The organism is Sandaracinobacter sp. (assembly GCF_041909755.1).
GTDB lineage: Bacteria > Pseudomonadota > Alphaproteobacteria > Sphingomonadales > Sphingomonadaceae > Sandaracinobacteroides.
Genome location: NZ_JAYRCW010000113.1, coordinates 1 through 7,044 on the forward strand (window position 1 = coordinate 1; position 7,044 = coordinate 7,044).

Genomic DNA, 7,044 nt, shown 5'->3' on the forward strand with positions numbered 1-7,044 from the left:
AACCGGCGCGGTCAGGCGCCCATGCAGGCGCCTGACCGGCCATTGAGGCACGGCTCAGGCTGCGGCCTGTGACGCAGCCTCTGTCGAGACGGCCAGCAGCAGCTGACCGTCGCCATCCGTGACGGTGACCGTCGCGCCATCCGGCACATCGCCTGCGAGCAGCAGTTCCGCCAGCGGATCGACCAGATGCTTCTGGATCGCCCGCTTGAGCGGCCGTGCGCCATAGACCGGATCATAGCCGACGCGGGCCAGCCAATGCTGGGCGCCTTCGCTGAGGACGAGCGAGATCTTGCGGTCTTTCAGCAGCTTGCCGACATGTTCGACCTGGATGTCCACGATCGCGCCCATGTGCTGGAGGGCGAGGCGGTGGAACAGGATGATTTCGTCCAGCCGGTTCAGGAATTCGGGGCGGAACGCGCCGCGCACCACTTCCATCACCTGCGGTTCGGCCTGTTTCACATCCGCGCCGTCGGGCAGGGCGGCGATATACTGGCTGCCGAGGTTCGAGGTGAGGACGATGATGGTGTTGGTGAAATCCACCGTGCGGCCCTGACCATCCGTCAGCCGGCCGTCGTCCAGCACCTGCAGCAGCACGTTGAAGACGTCGGGGTGGGCCTTTTCCACCTCGTCGAACAGCACGACCTGATAGGGCCTGCGGCGGACGGCTTCGGTGAGGACGCCGCCTTCGTCATAGCCGACATAGCCCGGAGGCGCGCCGATCAGGCGGGCGACCGAATGCTTTTCCATGAACTCCGACATGTCGATGCGGACCATCGCGTCGGATGAATCGAACAGGAAATCGGCCAGCGCCTTGGTCAGCTCTGTCTTGCCGACGCCCGTGGGGCCGAGGAACAGGAAGCTGCCCAGCGGGCGGTTGGGATCCTGCAGGCCGGCGCGGGCGCGGCGGACGGCCTTGGAGACGGCCTTCACGGCATCATCCTGCCCGATGACGCGGCGGTTCAGCTCGGCTTCCATGTTCAGGAGCTTCTCGCGCTCGCCCTCCATCATCTTGGTGACGGGGATGCCCGTCCAGCGGGAGACGACGGCGGCGATGTCCTCGGAGGTGACTTCCTCGCGCACCATGGCCGCTTCCGAGGCCTTTTCGGCTTCTGCGAGCTTTGCTTCCAGCTCGGGGATCAGGCCATAGGTCAGTTCGCCTGCGCGGGCGAAATTGCCCTGCCGCTGCGCCTGGTCCACTTCGAACCGGGCCTGATCCAGCTGTTCCTTGATCCTTGTCGCGTTGGAGAGCTTTTCCTTCTCGCCTTCCCACCGGGCCGTCAGGTTGCCCGCTTCCAGTTCCAGGTCCGACAGCTCGGCTTCCAGCGCCTGCAGCCGGCCCCGCGACGCGTCGTCCTTTTCCTTTGCCAGCGCCTCGCGCTCGATCTTCAGCTGCATGATGCGGCGATCCAGCGCCTCGATCTCCTCGGGCTTGGATTCCACCTCCATCCTGAGCCGCGAGGCCGCTTCGTCCATCAGGTCGATCGCCTTGTCGGGCAGGAACCGGTCCGAGATGTAGCGGTTGGAGAGGGTGGCGGCGGAGACCAGCGCGCTGTCGGTGATCCGCACGCCGTGGTGCAGTTCATATTTTTCCTTCAGGCCGCGCAGGATCGAGATCGTGTCCTCGACCGTGGGTTCGCCCACGAACACGGGCTGGAAGCGGCGCTCGAGCGCGGCGTCCTTTTCGACATGCTTGCGATATTCATCCAGCGTGGTCGCGCCGATCACATGCATCTCGCCCCGGCTGAGCGCGGGCTTCAGCAGGTTGGAGGCATCCATCGCGCCTTCGGATTTTCCGGCGCCGACCAGCGTGTGCATTTCATCGATGAACAGGATGATCTGCCCGTCGGACGCCTTGATCTCGTCGACCACGGCCTTCAGCCGCTCCTCGAACTCGCCGCGATACTTGGCGCCCGCGATGAGCGCGCCCATGTCGAGCGCGAACAGCACCTTGTCCTTCAGGCCGTCGGGCACGTCGCCGTTGGCGATGCGCAGCGCGAGGCCTTCGGCAATCGCCGTCTTGCCGACGCCGGGTTCCCCGATGAGGACGGGGTTGTTCTTGGTGCGGCGCGCCAGCACCTGGATCGTGCGGCGGATTTCCTCGTCGCGGCCGATCACCGGGTCCAGCTTGCCGTCGCGCGCGGACTGGGTGAGATCGCGGCCATATTTCTTCAGCGCGTCATAGCTTTCCTCGGCCGATGCGCTGTGCGCGGCGCGGCCCTTGCGGAGGTCTTCGATGGCGGCGTTCAGGCCCTGCGCAGTGACGCCGGCTTCCTTCAGCGCCTTTCCGGCCTCTGTTTCCGGGGCGAGGGCGAGCGCCAGCAGCAGCCGTTCGACCGTGACGAAGCTGTCACCCGCCTTCGTGGCGATCTGTTCCGCCTGATCGAGAAGGCGCGCGACATCCTGATCCCACTGCATCTGCGCGCCGCTGCCCGACACCTTGGGCAGCCGGGCGACGGCCGAATCGACGGCGACACGGGCGCGCTGGGCGTTGCCGCCCGCTGCCGCGATCAGCCCAGAGGCCATCCCCTGATCGTCATCCAGCAGGGCCTTCAGCAGGTGGCCGGTGGTGACGCGCTGATTCTGTTCCCTCAGCGCAATCGTCTGCGCGGCCTGGAGGAAGCCCTTGGCCCGGTCGGTGAATTTCTCGATGTTCATGCCCGCCTGTTACTCCTTTCCTCCGATGTAGTGTTGCAGTTTTGCCACACAACCGGACGGCCGAAAAAATCGAGAGGTGGCAGGACGCCGGCGCCCATGCTTCGCTCTGTTCGAGAGGGTAGGTGGGGAGAGAGCGGATGCAAGACAACAGCGGGCGCAATCGCCTGTGCGACATGCTGGGGATCGAGCGGCCGATCATCCAGGCGCCGATGGGCTGGATCGCCCGCAGCCAGCTGGCCTCGGCCGTTTCCAACGCGGGCGGGCTGGGGATCATCGAGACGAGTTCGGGCGAGCTGGACGCCATTCGCGGCGAGATCGCGAAGATGCGGGAACTGACCGACAAGCCGTTCGGCGTGAACGTGGCGCAGGCCTTCGTGCGCGACCCCGACATCGTGAAGTTCATCATCGACCAGGGCGTTCGCTTCGTGACGACATCCGCCGGGGATCCGAACCGCTTCTGCGGGGAGCTGAAGGCGGCGGGGCTGACAGTGTTCCATGTGGTGCCGAACCTGGCCGGGGCGCTGAAGGCGCTGGAGGCCGGTGTGGACGGGCTGGTGGTGGAAGGCGGCGAGGGCGGGGGGTTCAAGAATGCCCGCGATGTCGCCTCCATGGTGCTGCTGCCGCTGGTGAGGGCGCATACGGACAAGCCGATCGTGGCCGCGGGCGGGATGCTGTGCGGGCGGACGATGGCGGCGGCCTTCGCGCTGGGGGCCGACGGCATCCAGCTGGGGACGCGCATGGTGAGCGCGGCGGAAAGCCCGGTGCGTCACAACTGGAAGGATGCGATCGTGGCGGCGAAGGAAACCGACACGGTGTTCCTGAACCGGCAGGGGCCGGGGCCGGCGCTGCGGGCGCTGCGGACGGCGCGCACGTCGAAGCTGGAGGTGGAGCCGACGGACAATATCTTCGGCGAGATGGCGCGCGCGAAGGATCTGTATTTCGGCGGCGACATGGAGGCGGCCATCGCCCTGACCGGGCAGGTGGCGGGACGCATCGACAGCGTGCGGCCGGTGAAGGAGATCCTGGACGGGATCATGGCCGAATACCGGCAGGCGGTGGCGGGGCTGCCCCGCTTCTGACCCCCGCGGTTTCGCAGGAGAGCGAGATGACGGCGATTCGCGAGCAGGTGTGCAGAACCCCACGCCACACGAGCTTTTTCCTGAGCGCGGGCGATCCCGCCGGGGTGCCGGTGATCTTTGTGCATGGCTGGCCGGAACTCTCCATTTCCTGGCGGCACCAGCTGCCGGTGGTGGCCGGGCTGGGTTTTCATGCGGTGGCGCCCGACGTGCGCGGCTATGGCCGGTCGAGCATCTATCCGGCGCATGCGGACTATGCGCTGGCCGAGATCGTGGCCGACATGATCGAGCTGCTGGATCATCTGGGCGCGGCGCGCGCCATCTGGGTGGGGCATGACTGGGGCGCGCCGGTGGTGTGGTCCATCGCGCAGCAGCATCCCGATCGCTGCCATGGGGTCGCGGCGATGTGCCTGCCCTATCTGCCGGAGGGGTTCAGCATCGAGGCGGCGCTGCCCTATGCCGACCGGGCGCTGTATCCGGAAGCTGAGCATCCCGCCGCGCAATGGGATTACCACCTGTTCTATCGCGAGAATTTCGCGGCGGCCTGCGCGGCCTTCGATGCGGATCCGCGCGCCATGATCCGGCTGGCCTTCCGCATGAGCGACCCCGCGATGAAGGGGCAGCCGGCGATCACCGCCGGGGTGCGCGCCCGCGGCGGCTGGTTCGGGCCGGGCATGGCCGCGCCGCAGATGCCGCGCGACGAGGCAGTTCTGACCGAGGCGGACGAGGACCGCTATGTGGAGGGGCTGGTGCGCAACGGCTTTTTCGGGCCGGACAGCTGGTACATGAACGGCGCGGCGAACGCGGCCTATGCCGCGCGGGTGAAGGACCGGTGGCGGCTGGAGATGCCGGTGCTGTTCCTGCACGCCGAATATGACGCCGTGTGCGAAACGCTGACGTCGCGGCTGGCGGAGCCGATGCGCGCCAACTGCCCCCGGCTGACCGAGCGGGTGATCCCCGCTGGGCATTTCCTGGCGCAGGAACGGCCGCGCGAGGTGAACGCGGCGCTGGTGGGCTGGCTGGCGACGGCGCTGGCGGAGGTCTGGCCGGCCTAGCGGCGGATGCGTCCGAGCATGTAGGAAAAGAGCAGGCCGCCGGCGAGGCCGCCGAGGCTCATGACGAGGAAGCCCATGCCTGTCCGCGCGCCGGCGAGCGGCGAGAAGCCATAGGCGAGGCGCATGGCGAACAGCGCGAGGGCGATCGCCGCCCAGCCGGCCAGCGGGTAGGCGAAGGGCGCCAGACGGCCGGCGCGCGGGCGCAGCCAGCCGGCGATGAGGAAGGCGATCAGAAGCGCGCCGAGCACGATTGCCCCAAGCGTGGGCAGCAGGCCGATGAAATCGCGCAGCATGGCGCCCAGCCGGACATGGATGGGGAGCGCCGTGCCGAGCGCGGCGAGTTCGGATTGCACGAACAGGCTGTGCCCCAGGCTGACCAGCGCCGTCGTCACCAGCGCCGCGAGCAACAGTGCCCCCAGACGCATCCACCATTTCGTCATCCGCTTGTCCCCTCGGCCTGAATGGCGCTAGCGTAGCGGAGAATTGGGCAGGACGGGAGAGTGGATATGCGACGGCTGAAGGCCTTGATCCTGGCCCTGCTGGCGGCGGCTGCGCCGGTTGCCGCCTCGGCGGAGCCGCGCGTGGAGCTGGTGGCTTCGAACCTGAACCATCCGTGGAGCATCGCCTTTCTGCCGGGCGGCGGCGTGCTGGTGACGGAGCGGGACGGCGGCCTGCACCGGATCGAGGGGCTGCGCATGAGCCGCGTGAGCGGCGTGCCGAAGGTGTTCAACCAGGGGCAGGGCGGGCTGTTCGACGTGGTGGCCGATCCGGGGTTCCAGCAGAACGGCCTTGTCTATCTGAGCTATGCCCATGGCACGAATTCGGCCAACGGCACGCGGATCGCGCGGGCGAAGCTGGTGGGCAACAGCCTGCTGGAGGTGACGCCCATCTATACCGCGACGCCGCTGAAGCGGGGCGCGGTGCATTTCGGCGGGCGCATGGCCTTCCTGCCGGATGGCACGCTGCTGGTCACGACCGGCGACGGTTTCGATTTCCGCGAGCAGGCGCAGCGGCTGGACAGCCCGCTGGGCAAGGTGATGCGGATCACCACCGACGGGAAGGTGCCGCAGGACAACCCCTTCGTGGCGGAAGCCGGGGCGCTGGGCACCATCTATAGCCGGGGGCACCGCAATCCGCAGGGGCTGGCCTTTGACCCCGTGCGGGGCGTGCTGTTCGAGCATGAGCATGGGCCGCGCGGCGGGGACGAGGTGAACATGATCCGGCCGGGCCGCAACTATGGCTGGCCGGTGGCGACCAAGGGGCTGGATTATTCCGGCGCGACCATTTCCCCCTATCGCCGATACCAGGGGATGGAGGATGCGATCCTGGTGTGGACGCCTTCCATCGCGCCGTCGGGCCTTGCCGTTTATCGCGGCACGATGTTCCCGGACTGGAACGGCGATCTGCTGGTGGGGGCGCTGGTGGACAAGGAGGTGCGACGCATCCGCCTGTCGGCCGACGGCAAGGTGCTGGGGCAGGAAAGCCTGTTCCGATCGGTCGGGGCGCGCATCCGCGATGTTCGGGTGGCGCCCGACGGGGCCGTGTGGATCACGACCGACGATCCGAAGGGGAAGGTGCTGCGGATCAGTCGCTGACGGCGGGCGTTGCGGAGGCGCCTTGCAGCTGGCCGGCGACGACCGCCGCCAGGAAGCTGCGCCCCTGATCCGAGCCCACGAGCGCCTTCAGGAACTCGCGCGCGGCGACGAGGCGCTGATCCTTGTCGATCGTCAGCCAGTCCTGCAGGGCCATGCCGTCCATCATGAAGCGCAGCAGATCGCGCGCGAATTCGAAAGCAGCCGTTTCGCGATTGGCGCCGAGAAGGGCGCGGCGGGAGATGTCCAGCCGACCCTGATCGAAGGCGTCGATCGCGGGCTGGATCAGATCGCGGAGGTCGCAATCGGTCCGGGCGGCGATCAGCAGTTCGACGGTGGCGGCGAATTCCGGGCCCTGCCGCTGTTCCCACAGCATATCCACCATCGCCTCGGCAACTGCGGCATCGCCGGGGCTTGCGGCGCTTTCCAGGCCCGCCATCGCGGTTTCGAAGGCCTGGATCCGCGTGCGGATCAGATGCTGGGCGGTGGCGCGGACGAGATCCGCCCGCGACTTGAAGTGATAGAGCATGGCCGGGCGCGTCAGCCCTGCGCGTTCGGCGACCGCAATCGTGGAAAAACCCTGATAGCCATGCGCGGCCAGAACGTCGCGCGAGGCATCGAGGATGCGCCTGCGGGTGTTCCGGCTTTTGCCCAGTTCGGTTCCGG

At 67.8% G+C, this 7,044-nt stretch carries 6 protein-coding genes; 3 read left to right on the forward strand and 3 right to left on the reverse strand.

Going from position 1 to position 7,044, the window contains the following annotated elements; genetic code table 11:
• Positions 1 to 54 precede the first annotated feature (54 nt).
• Positions 55 to 2,655: an ATP-dependent chaperone ClpB gene (gene clpB, locus ACE3O8_RS12160; protein ID WP_374390103.1), complete on the reverse strand. Its 2,601-nt coding sequence runs from the start codon at positions 2,653 to 2,655 to the stop codon at positions 55 to 57.
• A gap of 137 nt (positions 2,656 to 2,792) precedes the next feature.
• Between clpB and ACE3O8_RS12165 the strand changes: the two genes are divergently transcribed.
• Together ACE3O8_RS12165 and ACE3O8_RS12170 are read left to right on the forward strand one after the other, a co-directional pair.
• Complete coding sequence (locus ACE3O8_RS12165; protein ID WP_374390105.1) at positions 2,793 to 3,734, forward strand: NAD(P)H-dependent flavin oxidoreductase; 942 nt, start codon at positions 2,793 to 2,795, stop codon at positions 3,732 to 3,734.
• Positions 3,735 to 3,760: 26 nt separating this feature from the next.
• Positions 3,761 to 4,786, forward strand: coding sequence for an alpha/beta fold hydrolase (locus ACE3O8_RS12170; RefSeq protein WP_374390107.1), 1,026 nt, complete (start codon positions 3,761 to 3,763; stop codon positions 4,784 to 4,786).
• Here the strand turns inward: ACE3O8_RS12170 and ACE3O8_RS12175 are convergent.
• On the reverse strand, positions 4,783 to 5,226 hold the full coding sequence (locus ACE3O8_RS12175) for a hypothetical protein (protein ID WP_374390109.1): 444 nt from the start codon (positions 5,224 to 5,226) through the stop codon (positions 4,783 to 4,785). The two genes, ACE3O8_RS12170 and ACE3O8_RS12175, sit on opposite strands and share 4 nt — an antisense overlap.
• A gap of 66 nt (positions 5,227 to 5,292) precedes the next feature.
• Between ACE3O8_RS12175 and ACE3O8_RS12180 the strand changes: the two genes are divergently transcribed.
• Positions 5,293 to 6,381 (forward strand): PQQ-dependent sugar dehydrogenase, encoded by a 1,089-nt coding sequence (locus ACE3O8_RS12180; protein ID WP_374390111.1) that lies wholly within the window; start codon positions 5,293 to 5,295, stop codon positions 6,379 to 6,381.
• Here ACE3O8_RS12180 and ACE3O8_RS12185 read toward each other — a convergent pair.
• Positions 6,371 to 7,044 (reverse strand): TetR/AcrR family transcriptional regulator (locus ACE3O8_RS12185; protein WP_374390113.1); only part of this gene is annotated, 674 nt, incomplete at its 5' end. The genes ACE3O8_RS12180 and ACE3O8_RS12185 overlap by 11 nt on opposite strands.

Bases quoted from the DNA above. Each gene is read 5' to 3' on its own strand.
- clpB (WP_374390103.1), bottom strand. From the start codon at position 2,655: ATGAACATCGAGAAATTCACCGACCGGGCCAAGGGCTTCCTCCAGGCC.
- ACE3O8_RS12165 (WP_374390105.1), top strand. From the start codon at position 2,793: ATGCAAGACAACAGCGGGCGCAATCGCCTGTGCGACATGCTGGGGATC.
- ACE3O8_RS12180 (WP_374390111.1), top strand. From the start codon at position 5,293: ATGCGACGGCTGAAGGCCTTGATCCTGGCCCTGCTGGCGGCGGCTGCG.
- ACE3O8_RS12170 (WP_374390107.1), top strand. From the start codon at position 3,761: ATGACGGCGATTCGCGAGCAGGTGTGCAGAACCCCACGCCACACGAGC.
- ACE3O8_RS12175 (WP_374390109.1), bottom strand. From the start codon at position 5,226: ATGACGAAATGGTGGATGCGTCTGGGGGCACTGTTGCTCGCGGCGCTG.